Source organism: Streptomyces sp. NPDC002896, assembly GCF_040295225.1.
Classification (GTDB): Bacteria; Actinomycetota; Actinomycetes; order Streptomycetales; family Streptomycetaceae; genus Streptomyces.
Map to the genome: position 1 here is coordinate 221555 of NZ_JBEOVA010000001.1, position 17540 is coordinate 239094.

Consider the following 17540-nt stretch of genomic DNA (forward strand, 5'->3'; position numbering starts at 1 on the left):
GACGCCATGGCTCTGGGTAAGGACTACGCCGCGCAGGAATGCTCCATCGCCCGCGCGCTCGAGGTCGTCGGGGAGCGCTGGACGCTGCTCGTCGTCCGCGACGCGCTGTACGGGGTGCGGCGGTACAACGACTTCCTCGTCCACCTCGGCATCCCGCGCGCCGTCCTGGCCACGCGGCTGCAGGCGCTCACGGCGGCCGGCATCCTCGACAAGCGCCGCTACCAGGAGTCGCCGCCACGCGACGAGTACGTCGTCACCGAGCGCGGCTGCGCCCTCTGGCCGACCCTGCGGTCGCTGGGCCTCTGGGGTCGCGAGCACTTCTCGGACGCCGAGAAGCTGCGAATCTTCCGGCACGCCGCCTGCGGCACGGAACTCGGGCCGTACGGCGAGTGCCGCGCCTGCGGAACCGTCGTACCCGTCGAGGACGTCGAAATGCTGCCTGGACCGGGACTCGACCCCGACCCGGCGGATCCGGTCAGCCGCGCGCTGCTCAAGCCGAAGAGGCTGCTCGAGCCGGTCGAGACCGATCCTGCTTAGGCCGATCCTGCTCACAGCGACGAGGCCTGCAGGGACCGATCCTGTATAACGGCAGGCAGGGTATTGCAGACGACGCGCGTGAACGGAACGGAACGCGCCGGTCAGGACAGGAGGTGGTTGCCCGTGATCGGATCCTGGGCGCCCCTGCGTCCGACCGCCCTGCTGCTCTTCCTCCTCGTCGAGACAGTGCTGGCCGACACCGGCAGCCTCACGGCCGCCGTCGCCCTGGCCGCCACCGCCGCGGCCGGCTCCGCCTTCGCCGCGTGCTCCCTCATCGGCTCGCGCTGCGCGCCCGCCGTGCCGCCCACCCGGGTACGCACGGCCATCCGCGACCGTGAGCATCGCACAGCGTTCCTGCCGCAGCGGGACCCCGACGCATCGGGGCGTACTCGACCCAGGGCACCCGGCCGTTCCCTTCTGACGGCCGCGTAACGGACCCGCACAGCTCCAACAGCTCTGGCAGCTTCGACAGCCCCATCGGGCGGGCGCTTCGGGTCGCGTCTTCGTCGTATCGCGGTCGTCATGCCGACCTCTCGTCCTTCCGGCCGTACTACCGGCCGTTCCCGGCACGATGAGACCCTCGGAGGGCTCCCGCATGTCCGTTTTCTCGGCTTTCGCCGATGTCGTCGAGCATCTCGCCGACCTCCTCCAGCCGCTGTTCCACGCCTCCGCGGCCGCCGCCGCGATCGTCCTGTTCACAGCGTTCGTACGACTCCTCGTCCACCCCCTGTCGCGGGCCGCGGCGCGCGGGCAACGGGCGCGCGCCGAGCTCCAGCCCCGGATCGCCGAACTGCGCAAGAAGCACGGCAAGGACACCGAGAAGCTGCAGAAGGCGATCATGGAGCTGCACAAGGAGGAGAAGGTGTCGCCGCTCTCCGGCTGCCTGCCCAGCCTGTGCCAGGTGCCCGCCTTCTTCCTCCTCTACCACCTGTTCTCCAACACGACGATCGGCGGCGAACCGAACGCGCTGCTCGGCCACTCGCTCCTCGCCGCACCCCTCGGAGACCGGTGGGTGGACGCGCTCGCGCACGGCGGGATGTTCGGCGCGCAGGGTCTGGTGTACGTCGGGCTCTTCGCGGTCGTCGCGGCGGTGGCCACGTTCAACTACCGGCGTTACCGGCAGCAGATGGCGGTCATGCCGCTGCCGACCGCCGGGGGCGACGGACAGCAGGCGGGCTCGGCGCAGCAGATTCCCGGCCTGGGCGCGATGACCAAGGTCATGCCGCTGATGTCGTTCCTGACGCTGTTCACCGTGGCGGTGGTGCCGCTGGCGGCCGCGCTGTACGTCGTGACCAGCACCACCTGGAGTGCGGTCGAGCGGGCCGTTCTCTACCGGGGCATGCCGGGGACTGCGGGCGCCGAGACCGCGGGCGCCGGTGCCGCGGGCGGCGGGTCGGCGAAGGCGGTCGGAGCACGCGCCGCTTCCGAGAAGTCACTGCGGTCCAGTACGTGAGCCGGGTATTGCGGACTGCACGCCGAGATTGGAGGATCAACCAGTCCTCCGATGGCTGCGTGCGTGCGATGACCGTATGGCTTGCATGGACCGCAGTGGCGCACCGTCCGTCGGCTGGGCTGGCCGCAACCAAGGGAGATGGACAAGCATGAAGCTGCTGCGTGTCGGTACGGCGGGGGCGGAGCGCCCTGCTCTGCTCGATGCCGACGGGACCCTGCGCGACCTGTCGGGGATCGTCGAGGACATCGACGGTGAGCTGCTGGCCGACGAGACGGCGCTCGGTCGTGTCCGGTCCGCGGCCGAGTCCGGTGAGCTGCCCGCGCTCGACGCCACCGGGCTGAGGGTCGGGCCGCCCCTCGGCCGTATCGGCAAGATCGTGTGCATCGGGCTGAACTACCACGACCACGCGACCGAGACCGGTGCCGAGCCGCCCGCCGAGCCGGTCATCTTCTTCAAGGCTCCCGACACGGTCGTCGGGCCGCACGACACCGTGCTGGTGCCGCGCGGCTCCGTGAAGACCGACTGGGAGGTCGAACTGGCGGTCGTCATCGGGCGTACCGCCCGCTATCTGGAGTCGCAGGAGGAGGCCCTGGCGCACGTCGCGGGGTACGCGGTGGCGCACGACGTGTCCGAGCGCGAGTTCCAGGCGGAGCGCGGCGGCACCTGGGACAAGGGCAAGAACTGCGAGACGTTCAATCCGCTGGGGCCCTGGCTGGTGACGGCCGACGAGGTTGCGGATCCACAGGCGCTCGGCCTCCGGCTCTGGGTCAACGGTGAGCTGCGGCAGGACGGGAACACGTCCGACCAGATCTTCTCGGTCGCGGAAGTAGTCCGGTACGTCAGCCAGTTCATGGTGCTGTACCCGGGAGACGTCATCAACACCGGTACGCCGGCGGGGGTTGCGCTCGGGATGCCCGAGCCCAAGCCGTTCCTTCGGGCGGGGGATGTGGTGGAGCTGGAGATTGAGGGGTTGGGGCGGCAGCGGCAGGAGTTCAAGGACGCGTAGCGCCTCCGGCGGGGTGTGCGGTTGAGACGGGCCCGGCCACTGGGGGTGCCCCCGGTAGCCGGGCCGCTGTCATTTGAGGCGGTACTCGCCGTCGTGGTGCTGTGCCCACCTGTTCCGCCTGCGGAACGATTGCCCACAGCGGGAGCGGCGCGTCTGCCCACAGCGGTAGCGGCGCGTCTGCCCGCAGCGGGATCAGCCCTTGAAGCGCTCCAATGCCTCCACCACCAAGGCGTGGTCCTCGATCTGGGGCAGGCCCGAGACCACCACCGTGCCGATTACTCCTGCGCCCTCGATCGTGATCGGGAAGGCGCCGCCGTGGGCCGCGTACACGTCGGGGTCGAGGCGGGAGGATGCCTCGAACGTCGTGCCCTTGGCGCGGAAACGAGAGCCGACCAGGTAGGAGGAGCAGCCGTAGCGCTCCACGACGCGGCGTTTGCGGTCGATCCAGGCATCGTTGTCGGGCGTCGAGCCCGGCAGCGCGGCGTGGAAGAGCTGCTGGCCGCCGCGGCGGATGTCGATCGCGACCGGCGCGTTCCTCGAGCGGGCCAGCTCCACCAGCAGCGCCCCGAGGGCCCATGCGTCGTCGTACGTGAACTGCTTCAGCACCAGGCGGCGTTCCTGGTCCTCCAGCTCGGCGATGTCCGGGGCGCCATTGCTCGCGGTGCTCACAGGGTCACCGCCACACCGTCGCGGGCCGAGCGGCGCGCCGCCTCCAGGACATCGAGGGCCGCGGCGGCCTCGTGGGCGGTGACCGGGTTCGGGCCCTCGCCGCGCAGGGCGGCGGCCACCGCCGCGTAGTACGCCGGGTAGTCGCCGTTCAGCGTCGGTACGGGGCGGCCGCCGCCGGTCAGCGGGGACTCGCCGGAGCCGATGCGGCCCCACAGCGACTGGGGTTCGACGCCCCACTCGGCCTCCGTGGCGGGGCGCTTGCCGTCGCGCAGGGCGGCCTCCTGCGGGTCGAGCCCGTACTTGACGTAGCCGGCCGAGGAGCCCAGCACTCGGAAGCGGGGGCCGAGCTGGGCCGCGGTCGCGGACACGTACAGGTGCGAGCGCACGCCGTTCGCGTGCGTGACCGCGATGAACGTGTCGTCGTCGGTCTCCGCGCCCGGCCGCCGCACGTCCGCCTCGGCGTACACCTGCACCGCGGGGCCGAAGAGAACCAGGGCCTGGTCGACGACGTGGCTGCCCAGGTCGTACAGCAGACCTCCGATCTCTTCGGGGTCGCCGGACTCGCGCCAGCCGCCCTTGGGGTGCGGCCGCCACCGCTCGAAGCGCGACTCGAAGCGCCAGGCGTCGCCCAGCTCGCCATCGGTCAGGAGCTTCTGGACCGTACGGAAGTCGTTGTCCCAGCGGCGGTTCTGGAAGACGGACAGCAGCAGCCCGCGGTCCTCGGCGAGCGCGGCGAGCTCGCGCGCCTCGGCCGCCGTACCGGCCACCGGCTTGTCGACGACGACCGGCAGTCCCGCCTCGAGGGCGGCGGTCGCGAGCGGGACGTGCGTCTTGTTCGGCGACGCGATGACGATCAGGTCGAGCTCGCCGGCGCGGGCCCACAGCTCGTCGGCCGCGGCCGCGAGGCGCACCTCCGGGAAGGCGGCGGCGGCCTGCTTCTGCCGGTCGGGGTTGGAGGTGACGACCGCGTCGAGGACGAGGCCGTCGGTGGCCGCGATCAGCGGGGCGTGGAACACGGAACCCGCGAGGCCGTAGCCGATGAGGCCGACGCGCAGGGGGGAGGTGGTGCCATTCATGCGTTCCACTAAATCAAAGAGTGCCGCCGTGGCGTTGTCCGGGCCGTGACCGGCACCCCGACGGCGGCCGTGCCGGGCCTCAGGCCGGCCGGTTGCCCGAACATCCGGCTGGTTGCCCGGGCATATCGTATTCGTCTGATTTCCGGCTGATCGAGCGGATTTTGGCGGCCGATCGGCCCTGGTGGCCGGTGTCGGTGCACGGCCCGCGGTCGAATGGCAGGACTCCAGCCGTTGCTCGTCCCGCGATCAGCAAAGGCCCTCCATGCGACTGTGCAGGTCCCTCGCGTCCGGCGGCAGTGCCGCCACCGCTGCCCTCGCCGCCACCGCGGTCATGTTCACGCCCGCCATCTCGATCATCACGTTCACCTCCGCCGCCCCCGCGGCGGCAGCCACCAACGACAGCTCCGCCGCCCTGCAGCCCACCTGCGCCACCGAGAACAGCGGCGACTTCCCGATCGGCACCAAGATCCACGGCGGCCCCGCGACCTACCAGGTCGGCGGCGGCCGGCAGGAATGGCTGATCGACCTCACCAACACCACCGGCGAATCCTGCGGCAACATCCACCCCGTCGTCGTACTCGTCGACGATCGGCGGTCGCTGCAGCCCGGGCAGGTGCGGCTGGAGTTCGAGGACAGTACGCGGCTGCGCGCCGTCGCTTTCGAACGTACCGACGAGGACGAGAACGTCGGCGTCTTCGGCGACGACTTCGGCGGATTCACCGTCGCCCCCGGCGCGACCGTCACCGTCAAGGTCCGGCTGTCCTTCACCGCCGACGCCCAGCCCGGCGGTGTCGTCGCCAATGCCGCGGTCGTCCAGCGCCGGGCCGACGACGGCGACTGGGTGGGCGAGTCCAACGACTACGCGTTCACCATCGATCCGGCCCCCGCCACGCCCAGCCCGAGCCCCAGCACCGAGCCTGATCCCAGCACCGAGCCTGATCCCAGCCCCAGCACGGCCACCCCGGACAGCTCGCCGTCCGCCCGCGAGCCGAAGGGCAAGGAGGCGGAGGCCGACGACGAGCTGGCCGGAACGGGACGGCGCCGACGCGCCCTCATCGCCCTCGGCGCCACCGCGGGCGGCCTCCTCCTCGGCGGCGCCGCACTCGTGCTCGCCGTCCGCCGTGCCCGGCCGCGCAGGCGCTGAACCGGCCCCCGTGCCCGGCCGCGCAGGTGCTGAACCGGCCCCCATGCCCGGCCGCCCAGGCGCTGAACCGGTCGTCTCGGCCGCTGGCTACTCTGGGCGAGTTCGGACAGAGCAGGCATAGTCAGCACCCGTTGGCACATCGCAGCACCGCGTACGGCAGGAGACGGCATGGCAGAGCGCAAGCCCATCGAATCGTGGCTCACCGACATGGACGGTGTCCTCATACACGAGGGTGTGCCGATTCCCGGCGCCGACGCGTTCATAAAGAAGCTCCGGGAATCCGGCAGACCCTTCCTCGTCCTCACCAACAACTCGATCTACACCCCGCGTGACCTGCACGCCCGCCTGGCCCGTATGGGCCTGGACGTGCCGGTCGAGAACATCTGGACGTCCGCGCTGGCCACCGCCAAGTTCCTGGACGACCAGCGGCCGGGCGGTACCGCGTACGTCATCGGGGAGGCCGGTCTGACGACGGCGCTGCACGACATCGGATACGTCCTGACGGACCACGAGCCGGACTACGTGGTGCTGGGCGAGACCCGGACGTACTCCTTCGAGGCCATGACGAAGGCGGTCCGGCTGATCAACGCGGGCTCCCGCTTTATCTGCACCAACCCCGACGAGACCGGCCCGTCGGCCGAGGGGCCGCTGCCTGCCACCGGCGCCGTCGCCGCGCTGATCACGAAGGCGACCGGCAAGGATCCGTACTTCGCGGGCAAGCCGAACCCGCTGATGATGCGGACCGGACTCAACGCGATCGGGGCGCACTCGGAGAGCAGCGCGATGATCGGCGACCGCATGGACACCGATGTGCTCGCCGGTCTGGAGGCCGGGATGGAGACCATCCTCGTCCTGACCGGTCTGACGACTCCCGAACAGATCGAGAGGTACCCGTTCCGGCCGTCCTCGGTCGTGGACTCGATCGCGGATCTCGTCGACCGCATCTGAGCCCTGTCAGGTCTTGAGGTAACCCCTGTAGGTCCTGACGTAACCCCTCGTTCGGCGCAGTCGTGTGCCCGCTGCGGATGCGCGGCGGGCGCGCAGGGAGGACCCTTCCTGTTACAGGAGGTTCACCATGGGCTCACTGCGACTCACTCTCTGTGCCGGGGCGGTGGTCGCCACCGCCGCGACGCCGATAGTCGCCGGGACGGCACTTCCGGCACACGCAGACGACACGGCCGCCGGTGTCTCCGTAAGCCCGTCGGGCCCGGCGCCCGGCAGTGGCATCGAGCTGCAGGCCCGGGGATGCACGGGCAGGACAGCTGTTGCCCGGTCGGCCGTGTTCGTCGCCGACGCCGAGCTGACCGTGCGGGAAGGCGCCGCGAGCGGCGACGGCACCCTGCTCTACGGCGAGACCACGATCAGGTCGACGGTGACCGCCGGAACGTACGAGATCAAGATCGCCTGCGACGGGCGCGACGACAAGGCCAAGGGTTCGATCACGGTGGCGGACCGCTCCGCGGCGACGACCGCCCCCAGCGCCCCGGCGTCGCCGACCGCGCCCGTCCACGCCGGCGGCGGCGGTGCCGCGGCGCAGCTCGCGGCCTCCCACACCGACGTCGAGGAGGACGCCGGACCCGGCAAGGTTCAGGCAGTGGTCGGCCTGGTGCTCGCGGCCGTTGCGGCGGTGGCCGTGGCGTATCGAAGCGTCCGGCGCCGCCGCTCGGAGTAGGGCGCGGACGCCATGTCGGGCGAAGAGCGTTCTTCCTCCGGCACCGGCCGCCTGCTCACCGGGGTCGCCTGGGTGGTGCTGCTGCTCGGACTGTGGCTGTGGGGCCGTGGGATCACCGACGTGCCCAGCGGCCTGTCGGCGCCGACCACGGGCGACGCGGCGGCGGTCGGGCGGCCGCTCGGTGTCGAACTCCCTCAGGCCCTCAAGCCGTTGCCGGCCGCGAAGCCCCTGCGGATCGATGTGCCGTCGATCCGCGTGCAGGCACCCGTGGTGGACCGCGGGCTAGGCCCGGACGGGGCGGTCGAGGCACCGTCCTACGAACAGGCCGGGGCCGTGGCCTGGTACGCGAACGGCACACAGCCCGGAGCGGCCGGAGCCGCCGTGTTCGTCGGCCATGTCGACACCGAGTCGCGGCCCGCGGTGTTCTTCGACCTCAGTGCGCTGCGGCCGGGCGCCAAGATCCGGGTCAGCCGGGACGACGGGACGGTGGCCGAGTTCACCGTGGACGATGTGCAGGTCCTCACGCGTGAGCGGTTCGATGCGCAGCAGGCGTACGGGGTGCGTGAGGCCGGGCGGGCGGAGCTGCGGCTCATCACGTGTGGGGGTACGTTCGACAAGGCTCGGCGCACCTATTCGGCGAACGTGGTGGTGTCCGCGTACCTGACGGGCCGTGGGCCCTGACAGCAGCGTCATCCCGGTACCGCCACCCGGCCCGGCCGACGGCCCGCTCCCCCCGGGAGCCGCCGACCGGGCTGGTCCTCGACCACGCTTCGCACGGGTCGCGGGAGAAACCCGGCGCCGGCGTGGGAGGTTCGACGTCCGGCCCCAGACACCGATGATCACGGCCGGTCCGGACCTGAGCCGACTCTAGAACGGATGGCGGGCAGGGTCAGAGACGATTTGACGCCAAGTCGCTCAGGGGTTGCTCTCCGTACACCGGAGTCCGCTGCGGTCGAGGCCCCGGTACCCGTGCACGAGGGCCTGGTACCAGTGCGCCGTGGCCCCGTAACAGCTCTCCGACGATGCCGGAGCGATCTCGTGGGCCGTGGGCGACCTATGTCAGGATTGAGAGCCAGACTGTGCACCCAAGGGGGAGTGGATGTACCGCAATGCAGGCATATTCCGGGGCAGTTCGGGGAGCTCCCCGGAAGCCCGCGGTTCGCGGCCGGGCGTCAGGGGGGTGAGGGCGTCGGCAGCCTTGGCGGGGGCGGCACTGCTGCTGGCGGGGTGCTTCTCCTCCGGTGACGAGCAGCCGAAGAAGGGCGCGGCGAAGACGCCCGTCCAGCAGCAGCCGAAGGACAAGGATCCGTACTGGGTCAATCCGGGCGGCAATGCCGCGAAGCAGGTGGCCGCGTACGAGAAGGCGGGCAAGGACGAAGACGCCGAGCAGATCCGGAAGATAGCGGAGCAGCCCACGGGGGAGTGGATCGGCCCGGAGAACCCGGAGCAGGAAGCGCGCGGTTTCACCGAGGCCGCCGAGAAGGCCGACCGAGACGCGATCCTCGTCCTCTACAACATCCCGCACCGCGACTGCGGCAACTACTCGGGCGGCGGCGCCGCCGACGGCAACGCGTACCGCGCCTGGATCGACGGTGTCGCCAAGGGCATCGGCGACCGGGGCGCCACGGTGATCCTGGAGCCCGACGCGGTGCTGCACCTCGTCGACGGCTGCACGCCCGACGAGTTCCACGAGGAGCGCTACGACCTCCTCAAGGGCGCCATCACGAAGCTCAAGGCGCTGAAGAACACCAAGGTGTACCTGGACGCGGGCAACGCGGGCTGGGGCAAGCCGGACCAGATCTTCGAGCCGCTGACGTGGGCGGGCGTCGAGCAGGCCGACGGCTTCGCGGTGAACGTCTCCAACTTCTACACGACCCAGGACAGCATCACCTACGGCAAGGAGCTGTCCGCGAAGGTCGGCAACAAGCCGTTCGTGATCGACACCAGCCGCAACGGCAACGGCCCGTACGCGGAGGGCGCAGCGGACGAGCGCTGGTGCAACCCGCCGGGCCGCGCGCTCGGCGAGGCACCCACGACCAAGACGGGCGACGACCTCGTCGACGCGTATCTGTGGGTCAAGCGCCCCGGCGAGTCCGACGGCACCTGCAAGGGCGGCCCGAAGGCCGGCGAGTGGTGGCCGCAGTACGCGCTGAAGCTGGCCGAGGCCTCCAAATAGCGGCAACCCGCCGCGCCCCAAAGGGGCGCGGCGGGTTGCGCGACCAGCCACAACGGACCCGCAGCCGAAGAGGAAACCTGCGGGAGCGCTACGGCACCTTGACCCACACCGCCTTGCTCGGCGTCCCCTGATCGTCCGTCACGAACAGCATGTACCAGCCGGACTCGACCAGATTGCGGTTCTTCGGGATGGTGACTGTCACGCCGTTCGCCGTCTTCTTCAGGTCCAGCGCGATGGAGCGCTGGTCGACGTCGGTGACGTGCGTGGAGGCGCTCGGCCGGATCAGCCGTGCCGTCTTGATGGACGACGCGTGCTTCGACGTGAAGGTCGCCGACTCCCCCCGCTTGATGGTCGTCTGACCACCGCTCAGCGACGGCCGCGAGTCCCGGTACAGGTAGGGCGGCGTGTAGATCTCGATGCGCTGCTCGAACGTGCCCGGCTTGGTGTTGGCCTTGTCGGCGTAGAGCGAGTCCGAGCCGAAGAACATCACGCGGCCGTCCGGCAGCAGGAGCGAGCCGGAGTGGTAGTTGCGGCCGACCAGCGGGTCGGCGACCCGCCTGAGGGTGTTGCTCTTCGCGTCGTAGATCCGCGCCTGGTGGATGTTGGAGTCGCCGCGCCCGCGGTAGTCCTCGGAACCGCCGGAGACCAGCACGGTGTCGTCCGGCAGGATCGAGGACTGCGGGTAGCGGGTGCCCTTCTCCAGCTCGGGGCCGTCCACGAAGTGCGGGTTGTCGGCCTTCAGGTCGATGATGCGCGTCTTCTTGCTGGACTTGTTGGACTCGCCGACCCCGCCGCCGCCGATGACCATGTACTTCTCGTCCTGCGCGGGCGGCAGCAGCACCGTGCCGGCGGTCTCCAGCAGCTTCTCGTCGCTCATGCCGGGGACCTTGGTGAACTTGTTCGTCTTCAGGTCCCAGATGCCCGGGTCACGGCCGACGTTGTCCGGGCCGTAGCCGGCGTTCGCCCCTGAGTAGAACATCCGGCCGTCCTGCATCAGCGAGATCGCCGGATACGTCGGGAACTGCCGGACGTCCTTCGTGTACGTCCACTTCTTGGTCTTCGGGTCGAATACCTCGTTCTTGCCGGGGACCAGCTGACCGATCTCGTCCAGGCCGGAGAGGCTGAGGATCTTGCCGTCGCTCAGCGTGGTCAGCGTCGGATACCAGCGGGCCTCGTTCATCGGGTCGACCTTGATGTACTTCTCGGCGACCGGATCGAACTCGTAGGCGTCCTTGATCCCCTGGAAGTCCTTCTTGTCCAAGGCGAGTTTCTGCGCGATGCCGTACGTGTTGCGGGCGTCGGCGCCGGTCAGGCCCTGCACGCGGTAGTTGTCCTGGGTCCCCGTCTCGTACTTGGCGCCGCTCTTCTGCGCCTCGACATAGATACGGCCCAGGCCCGGGTCGTTGCGCAGGAACTTGCCGGTCTTCTTGTCGAAGACCTTCTTGGCCCGCGGGACGAGGACCGGGTCCTTGGAGACGAACGTCTTGCCGTTCTCCTTGCCGGTGAACTTGGTGCCCGCCGGCAGCGTGATCGGCTTGTCGGGGTTCTCGTTGTGGACGATCATCAGGCCGCCGGCCTTGGTGACGTCGCCCTTCAGCTTCTCGTACCGTTTGGTGCCGCCCGCGATCAGCAGATTGCCGTTGGCGAGTTGGGTGTGGCCGGTGCAGAACAGGTCACTGGGCGTGGGGATCTTCTTGATGGTGTTCTTCACCGGATCCCAGATCCGGGTGTCGAACTTCTTCGCGTCGAAGTTCTTCTGGTTGTTTCCGGAACCCGCGACCAGAAGGACCTTGCCGGTGTGCAGCAGCGCCGCGTGAATCGTGTTCTGCCGGTACTGCTTCGGGAAGTCGATGACGTCCCAGTGCCCGTTCTCGGCCTTGTACTCGGGTCTGTTGATCTTGTATTGGTGGTACTGCTCCGACCCGAACCGGTAGAGGGCCGGTCCGTTCATGCCGGCCAGAGCTAGAACCACCGCCGTGCCTATCGCAATGCGACGGGCGCGGCGGCGGCTGGAGTGGTCCTTCACTTCTTACGTCCCCCAAGGGCGATCTGCATGGTCTGGTCCGGGGCGGCCGGATGGTCGGGGCCGGCGGCCTGGCGGTCGGAGCCGGACGCCCGGTCGGCGGCGGCCCAGCTCGGCTTCTGCTGCGGCGCGTGCGGGCCGTGCGGAGTATGCGGGGTGCCCGGGGCCGCGGCGCCGGGTGCCGGTGCCTCGGGGGACTCGACGGCTCCCGGCTCCTGCGCCGTGGCTTGCTTCTTCTTCTCCTCGCGCAGCGTCCAGCGCCAGGCGAAGATCGGCGCGGCCGTGATCAGGAGGGCGAAAGAGGCCCACGTGAGCATCGCCGGGTGCGCGTGCCCGAAGTAGAACGAGGCACCCATCGAGGCGCCGAAGACCAGAATGAAGAACAGGTGGATGCGGAACGTCCCGAACAGCGTGTCCGGGCTGGCCGAATCCCCCTTCGGGGTCACCACGAACTTGCTCTTGCGGCGCAGCACGGCGTCCATCAGCGACCGCGCGTAAATGGGCGCGGAGAGCGCGGACATCACCATGCCGGCCACACCGCCCGAGCCCTCCGGCTCGTGCGGGGAGACGTTGTGGCGGCGGTTCCAGACGTACAGGCCGATCTGCAGCGCCGACGCATTGCCGTACAGCATCAGCCAGATCGTCGGGTCGATGTTCACACCCGAGGCGCCCAGGCCCAGGAACAGCGCACAACTAAGCGCCGCCAGGATCCAGTTGAGGGCGGACATCGGGTAGAAGATGACCATCATCGTGTAGTTGAAGAAGCGCCCGGGCGGCAGCGAGAAGGGCGCCTTCCAGAACTGCTTGAGGATCGTCTCGTACGTGCCGCGGGACCAGCGCAGCTGCTGCGTGAAGAAGTCCGTCCAGGCGTTCGGGCCCTCACCGACCGCCAGCACGTCCGGCGTGTAGACCGACTTCCACTTCTTGCCCGTGGCCGGGTTCTTGTGGCGGTGGATCTCGAAGCCCGTCGCCATGTCCTCGGTGATCGAGTCGTACAGGCCGCCGATCTGCTTGAGCGCCTTGATGCGTACGGCGTTGGACGTGCCGACGAACATCGGGGCGCCGTAGGCGTTGCCCGCGCGCTGGATCAGGGCGTGGAAGAGGAACTGCTGGGACTCGGCGGCCTTGGTGACGAACGTGTCGTAGTTGCCGTACACCTGCGGGCCGATGACGAAGCCGACGTCCGGGTCGCGGAAGAAGCCGAGCATCCGCTCCAGGTAGTTCGGCAGCGGCACGTGGTCGGTGTCGACGGAGGCGAAGTAGTCGTAGTCGTCGCCGTGGGCGTCGAGCCAGGCGTTGTAGTTCCCGTGCTTGGTCTTGGCCCGGTGCGGGCCCTTGGCCTGGTTCCACTTGGCTATGCCCTTGCGGGAGAAGTGGTGCACGCCCAGGCGCTCGCAGACCTCCTTCACCTCCGGGTCGTCGCCCTCGTCGAGCAGCCAGACGTGCAGCAGCCCGCGGTGGCGCAGCTTGACCGCGGCCTCCAGCGTCTTCGTCACCATCTCGAGCGGCTCCTTGCCGGGCACGAACGAGGTGAGGAAGGCGACGCGGGTGCCGGTCTCGGGCACCACCGGGATCGGGTCGCGGGCGACGAGCGTCGCGTGCGCGTTCGACAACACATTCATGCAGCGGAAGAACTCGATCAGGCCGATCGAGACGAGCATGACGACGTCGAGGGCCGGCAGGAAGTCGTACGCCGGGTAGTCCCGTTCCGTCCAGTGCTCGGGCTGCAGCAGCCAGGCGAGCAGGACCAGGGAGAGCAGCGGAGCCGCGCCCAGCATCAGGGCCGCGCGGATGCGGTGCGGCTCCTGCGAGAGCAAAGATCGGTACCGCACCTTGTACGGCTTGGTCGGATCGGGTTGAGTAAGGGGGCCGGCGAGTCGGCTGTAGTGCTCGTAGTCGTATCTCGGAAGACTTTTCTTGAGCCGGAGAAAGCCGCCCGTCCGTTGCGAAACCACCCTCAGCTGGGTCGTCTGGGACGTGTCGGACTGCTGCCGGGCGCCCGTTGGCGTCGACGTCATGAGTCATCCCCCCACACGCGAGTCACCGCGTGTTCGTTGTTCCGAACGCCTGGTCCGGTCCCCCTCGACCTTCCCGGACGCGTCAGTGGCAGGCCACCGTCACCTGAGACATGGAACAGCGACCTTCCGGTTGCATGATGCCCCCCTCGGCATCCGTTCGTGAACGGGGCCCCTTTCCCCGCCCTTCCCGGCAACCGGTTCGAGCCGCCAACTGGCTTGTACCTGCTGTCTCATAGGAGCCAATAGCTCACAGCAAGGGTTCTACGCCGTTCATCATGATCGCAAGAGCACTTCTGGCTTATCGGGCGGGTCGGGGTCGGATTCGGCCTCGGCCCCTCGAGGGCCGCGGGCGTGCTGCAGGAACGTTTGCCCAGGTCGTACGTGAAGGCGCCCGCCGTCGTGGGGCCCTCAGCTACCGCTGGGAGGTGCCCCCAGCCCTGCGGAACGCCTGCCCACAACGGAACGGACCGGCCTGCGCCGGCACCAGAAAGGCCCCCCGCTCTCGCGAGGGGCCTTTCCTGTCTGTGCGCCGCCAGGGACTCGAACCCCGGACCCGCTGATTAAGAGTCAGCTGCTCTAACCAACTGAGCTAGCGGCGCCTGCTGACCCGGAGAACTCTACCCGAGTCCGGAGGGTGCTCGTGTCCACGCCGGGCCGAGGAAACCCGCAGAGGGCACGGTCGGCCTACCGGAAGGGGCCCCCACTCCATCTTTCGGACCGTCAACATGCGATATCGCCAGACCGTTGAGAAACTGACGATCGTGCAGATGCGCGGATATTTCTTTCAGGGGTGTGAGGGAAATCTCATGACTGCTCCGGTATTCGAGGAATTCGATCCCGCGAGCGGCTGTGACTGCTCGGGCTGTGTTCACTGGCGGCGTGTCGCGCCGCATTCCCTGCCGGTCCGCCTCGGCGGGCACCCCGCGGCTCACGGGGCACGCCGCGCCCTGGTGCTCGCGGCCGCGGCGGGCACCATGCTCGGCGCCGGCCAGCCGGTCGCGGCCGTCGCCGCCGACCTGCGTCCGGAGCGGCCGCCGGGCGCCCCGGCGGCCGACGGGCCCGACACCCCGCAGGGCAGCAGGGCGCCGCTGTACGGGGGGAACCGCCCCACGGCCAACCGGCTCCCGGCGGCGCCCCCGACGACCCGGGCGGAGATCATCAACCGGGCCAAGCAGTGGGTCGCCGCGAAGGTGCCGTACAGCATGGAGCGGTTCTGGGCGGACGGTTACCGGCAGGACTGCTCGGGCTTTGTCTCGATGGTCTGGAACCTCGGCACCAACGAATGGACGGGAAGCCTCAGTACATACGCGGTGCGTATCGGCAAGGAGCAGCTCCAGCCCGGCGACATCCTTCTCTTCCACAATCCCGCCGACCCGGTCAACGGGTCACACGTCACCGTTTTCGGCGGCTGGACGGACTACACGCACACGCATTACGTCGCGTACGAACAGGTCCGCCCGAATGCCCGGAAAAAGTCAACGCCGTACGCCTATTGGAGCCATTCGGCGGGCTATGTGCCGTACCGCTACAAGGGCATCAAGACGGGGACGGGCGGCGGCTCCGGCGGGGAGGCGGCGACGCCTTTCCCGGGGGCCGCGTACTTCGGCCCCGGCGCGAACAACAAATACGTAACGAAACTGGGGCAGATGCTGGTCGCACGCGGCGGCGGACGCTTCTACACCTCCGGTCCGGGTCCGCGCTGGACCGAGGCGGACCGCAGGGCGACCCAGGCGTTCCAGCAGGCGCAGGGGTGGAAGGGGAGCGGCGCCGACGGGATTCCGGGACCGAAGACCTGGGACTACCTGGTCAACGGCAAGGGCCGGGACATTCCGAAGGCGGCCAGCTCGGGTGGGACGCCGGGCAAGGGCGGAAGCGGCACGGGCGGGACCGGCACCGGCACCGGCGGAAACGGTTCGGGCGCCGGGAAGACGGTGCCCGCGTTCCCCGGCAAGGCGTATTTCCGGCCGGGGCAGTCCAACAAGTACGTCACCGAGCTGGGCCGGCAGCTGGTGAAGAAGGGATTCGGCAAGTACTACACGAAGGGGCCGGGGCCCCGCTGGAGCGAAAGTGACCGGCGCAACGTCGAGGCGTTCCAGCGTGCCCAGGGCTGGCGCGGCGGGGCGGCCGACGGCTACCCGGGACCCGAGACCTGGCGACGGCTCTTCTCATGACGGAGGCACGGATGAGTACGACCACATCGGAGTCCCCCCGGCCCGAGGGGACTCCGGAGCCCGGGGCCAGGCCGCCGAGGCTCATCCAGAACGAGTCCACCACCGAGATCCCCGTCCACCTGCTGTTCCGTGACGATGCGGGGGCGGCGGCCGCGGGCGTCGGAGCGGGAACGGGCGTGGGGGAGGACGGAGCCGGCGTGCCGCTGGGGTCCGCCTTCGTGGGCCGCGGCAGTCCACGGCCGGGCGGACCGCAGGCGGGCGGTGTGAATGCCGGGGGAGCGTACACGGGCGGGCCGCAGATGGGGGGCGCGCAGCCGCAGCCGTATCCGCGTGCCGTCCGGCGGGCCGCGGTGCGGGCCACCGGGCGGGTTGCGGCGCGGGCCGGGGTGCGGGTCGGAGTGCGTCCGGCCTGCGCGGACGACCCGGAGTTCGCCGAGTGGCCGGGGCGGTCGCTGCCCGGCCCCGCCGGTGTGCTCGCCGGGGTCGTGGGCGCGGCGGGCGGCGTGGCCTCGCTGTGGTGGTCGGGCGTGCTGCCCGATCTGGTGGCGCGGGCCGTCGGGTTGTCCGGATACGCGGGGCCGGGGCTCGGGGCGGCGCAGTGGGCGGCGCTCGCCGGATCCGGTGCGCTCGCGATGTTCGGCTTCGGCGGGCTGACGCGGGGTCAGGTCGGGCGGGCCTGGGCGCTGACGCACTTCGGCCGCTACCGGGGGACCGTCCGGCGTACCGGCCTGCTCTGGGTCAATCCGCTGCTGCTGCGGCGCCGCGTCGACGTACGGCTGCGGCACTGGCGCAGCGAGCCCATGCCCGCCGTCGACGCCAACGGGGTCGCGCTGCGCGTCGTCGTGCTCGTCGTGTGGCGGGTGAAGGACACGGCGCGCGCCCTGCTCGGCGTCGACGACCACCAGGAGTATCTGCGCGAGTGCGTCGAGGCGGCGCTGGCCCGGGTGGCGTCCCAGCGCCCGGCCGACGCGCCGTTCCCCGGCACCGGCGGCGGGGCCCTCCTCGAGAACGCGCCCACGCTGCGCGACACGGAGGCCGTTGCCGACGCGCTGACCCGGTACGTCGCGGCGGAGGCCGAACCGGTCGGCATCGAGGTGTTCTCGGTGCAGCCGGTCAGGATCGAGTACGCCCCGGAGGTGGCGGCCGTGATGCAGCGCCGCCGGATCGCGGCGCTCGACGCACAGCACCGCGACACGGTGCTCACCTCGGTCGTCGACTCGGTCGAGGACACCGTGACGCGGCTGACCACCCGCGGTCTCGTCGAACTGGACGACTACGAACGCAAGGCGCTGGTGAAAGACTTGACGGTGGCGTTCTACACGGGGCGGGCGAGCGACGGCGCGTAGCCCTCGCCGGCACGCCTGCGGTGCGGCCGCCGGTTCGGCACACCGTGCGGGCCCGGCGCCTGCGGTGCGGCCGCCGTGCGGAAACCGCGCGAGCCCAGCCCCCGGCGGGGCCGCCGCCGTGCGGCAAACCCTTCCCCGGTAATTGGTATGGACATGTTCAAGCGACGCCCATAATCTGGGCTTGGTCTAGACCTGAAATGCCAGTGGTCTACCCCATCCTGACGTCCCGTCATGCCCGGGTACGACCGC

The 17540-nt window shown here is 70.2% G+C and carries 15 protein-coding genes and 1 tRNA gene; 11 read left to right on the top strand and 5 right to left on the bottom strand.

Annotation, left to right across the window (positions count from 1 at the left end; all coding sequences use genetic code 11):
- Window positions 1–6 precede the first annotated feature (6 nt).
- The 4 genes from ABT009_RS00895 to ABT009_RS00910 all read left to right on the top strand — a co-directional run bounded on the left by ABT009_RS00895 (window position 7) and on the right by ABT009_RS00910 (window position 2996).
- Window positions 7–537, top strand: coding sequence for a winged helix-turn-helix transcriptional regulator (locus tag ABT009_RS00895; RefSeq protein ID WP_351287944.1), 531 nt, complete (start codon window positions 7–9; stop codon window positions 535–537).
- A gap of 123 nt (window positions 538–660) precedes the next feature.
- Window positions 661–969 carry a DUF6412 domain-containing protein gene (locus tag ABT009_RS00900; RefSeq protein WP_351287947.1) on the top strand — a complete coding sequence of 103 codons (309 nt, stop codon included), beginning with the start codon at window positions 661–663 and terminating at the stop codon, window positions 967–969.
- Window positions 970–1132: 163 nt separating this feature from the next.
- Window positions 1133–1990, top strand: coding sequence for a YidC/Oxa1 family membrane protein insertase (locus ABT009_RS00905; protein WP_351287949.1), 858 nt, complete (start codon window positions 1133–1135; stop codon window positions 1988–1990).
- Between the two features lie 148 nt (window positions 1991–2138).
- A complete protein-coding gene (locus ABT009_RS00910) occupies window positions 2139–2996 on the top strand; it encodes a fumarylacetoacetate hydrolase family protein (protein WP_351287952.1) in 858 nt (285 codons plus the stop codon).
- A 192-nt stretch (window positions 2997–3188) separates the two neighbouring features.
- Here ABT009_RS00910 and ABT009_RS00915 read toward each other — a convergent pair whose 3' ends face one another.
- Both ABT009_RS00915 and ABT009_RS00920 read right to left on the bottom strand, forming a co-directional pair.
- Complete coding sequence (locus ABT009_RS00915) at window positions 3189–3665, bottom strand: heme-degrading domain-containing protein (protein ID WP_351287954.1); 477 nt, start codon at window positions 3663–3665, stop codon at window positions 3189–3191.
- The gene (locus ABT009_RS00920; protein WP_351287957.1) at window positions 3662–4741 is read right to left on the bottom strand and encodes a Gfo/Idh/MocA family protein; all 1080 of its coding nucleotides are present in this window, start codon (window positions 4739–4741) and stop codon (window positions 3662–3664) included. The genes ABT009_RS00915 and ABT009_RS00920 overlap by 4 nt, the downstream gene beginning before the upstream one ends.
- A 262-nt stretch (window positions 4742–5003) precedes the next feature.
- Here ABT009_RS00920 and ABT009_RS00925 point away from each other — a divergent pair, with 262 nt between their 5' ends.
- The 5 genes from ABT009_RS00925 to ABT009_RS00945 all read left to right on the top strand — a co-directional run bounded on the left by ABT009_RS00925 (window position 5004) and on the right by ABT009_RS00945 (window position 9733).
- Window positions 5004–5885: a hypothetical protein gene (locus ABT009_RS00925; protein ID WP_351287960.1), complete on the top strand. Its 882-nt coding sequence runs from the start codon at window positions 5004–5006 to the stop codon at window positions 5883–5885.
- A gap of 168 nt (window positions 5886–6053) precedes the next feature.
- Complete coding sequence (locus tag ABT009_RS00930; RefSeq protein WP_351287962.1) at window positions 6054–6833, top strand: HAD-IIA family hydrolase; 780 nt, start codon at window positions 6054–6056, stop codon at window positions 6831–6833.
- 127 nt (window positions 6834–6960) lie between these two features.
- Window positions 6961–7557 (top strand): hypothetical protein, encoded by a 597-nt coding sequence (locus tag ABT009_RS00935; protein ID WP_351287965.1) that lies wholly within the window; start codon window positions 6961–6963, stop codon window positions 7555–7557.
- A 12-nt stretch (window positions 7558–7569) separates the two neighbouring features.
- Window positions 7570–8238, top strand: a complete 669-nt coding sequence (locus ABT009_RS00940) for a class F sortase (protein WP_351287968.1) — start codon at window positions 7570–7572, stop codon at window positions 8236–8238.
- Between the two features lie 418 nt (window positions 8239–8656).
- Window positions 8657–9733 (top strand): glycoside hydrolase family 6 protein, encoded by a 1077-nt coding sequence (locus ABT009_RS00945; protein ID WP_351287971.1) that lies wholly within the window; start codon window positions 8657–8659, stop codon window positions 9731–9733.
- Between the two features lie 88 nt (window positions 9734–9821).
- On the opposite strand, the gene glxA is transcribed toward ABT009_RS00945, so the two are convergent.
- The 3 genes from glxA to ABT009_RS00960 form a co-directional block, all read right to left on the bottom strand.
- Window positions 9822–11759: a radical copper oxidase GlxA gene (glxA, locus tag ABT009_RS00950; RefSeq protein ID WP_351287974.1), complete on the bottom strand. Its 1938-nt coding sequence runs from the start codon at window positions 11757–11759 to the stop codon at window positions 9822–9824.
- A complete protein-coding gene (locus tag ABT009_RS00955; RefSeq protein WP_351287977.1) occupies window positions 11756–13774 on the bottom strand; it encodes a glycosyltransferase family 2 protein in 2019 nt (672 codons plus the stop codon). Before ABT009_RS00955 ends, glxA begins: the two co-directional genes overlap by 4 nt.
- Window positions 13775–14299: 525 nt before the next feature.
- Window positions 14300–14373 (bottom strand) — tRNA-Lys (locus ABT009_RS00960).
- Window positions 14374–14580: 207 nt separating this feature from the next.
- Here ABT009_RS00960 and ABT009_RS00965 point away from each other — a divergent pair.
- Window positions 14581–15945: a peptidoglycan-binding protein gene (locus ABT009_RS00965; RefSeq protein ID WP_351287980.1), complete on the top strand. Its 1365-nt coding sequence runs from the start codon at window positions 14581–14583 to the stop codon at window positions 15943–15945.
- Window positions 15946–15956: 11 nt separating this feature from the next.
- Window positions 15957–17291, top strand: coding sequence for an SPFH domain-containing protein (locus tag ABT009_RS00970; protein ID WP_351287982.1), 1335 nt, complete (start codon window positions 15957–15959; stop codon window positions 17289–17291).
- Window positions 17292–17540: the final 249 nt, after the last annotated feature.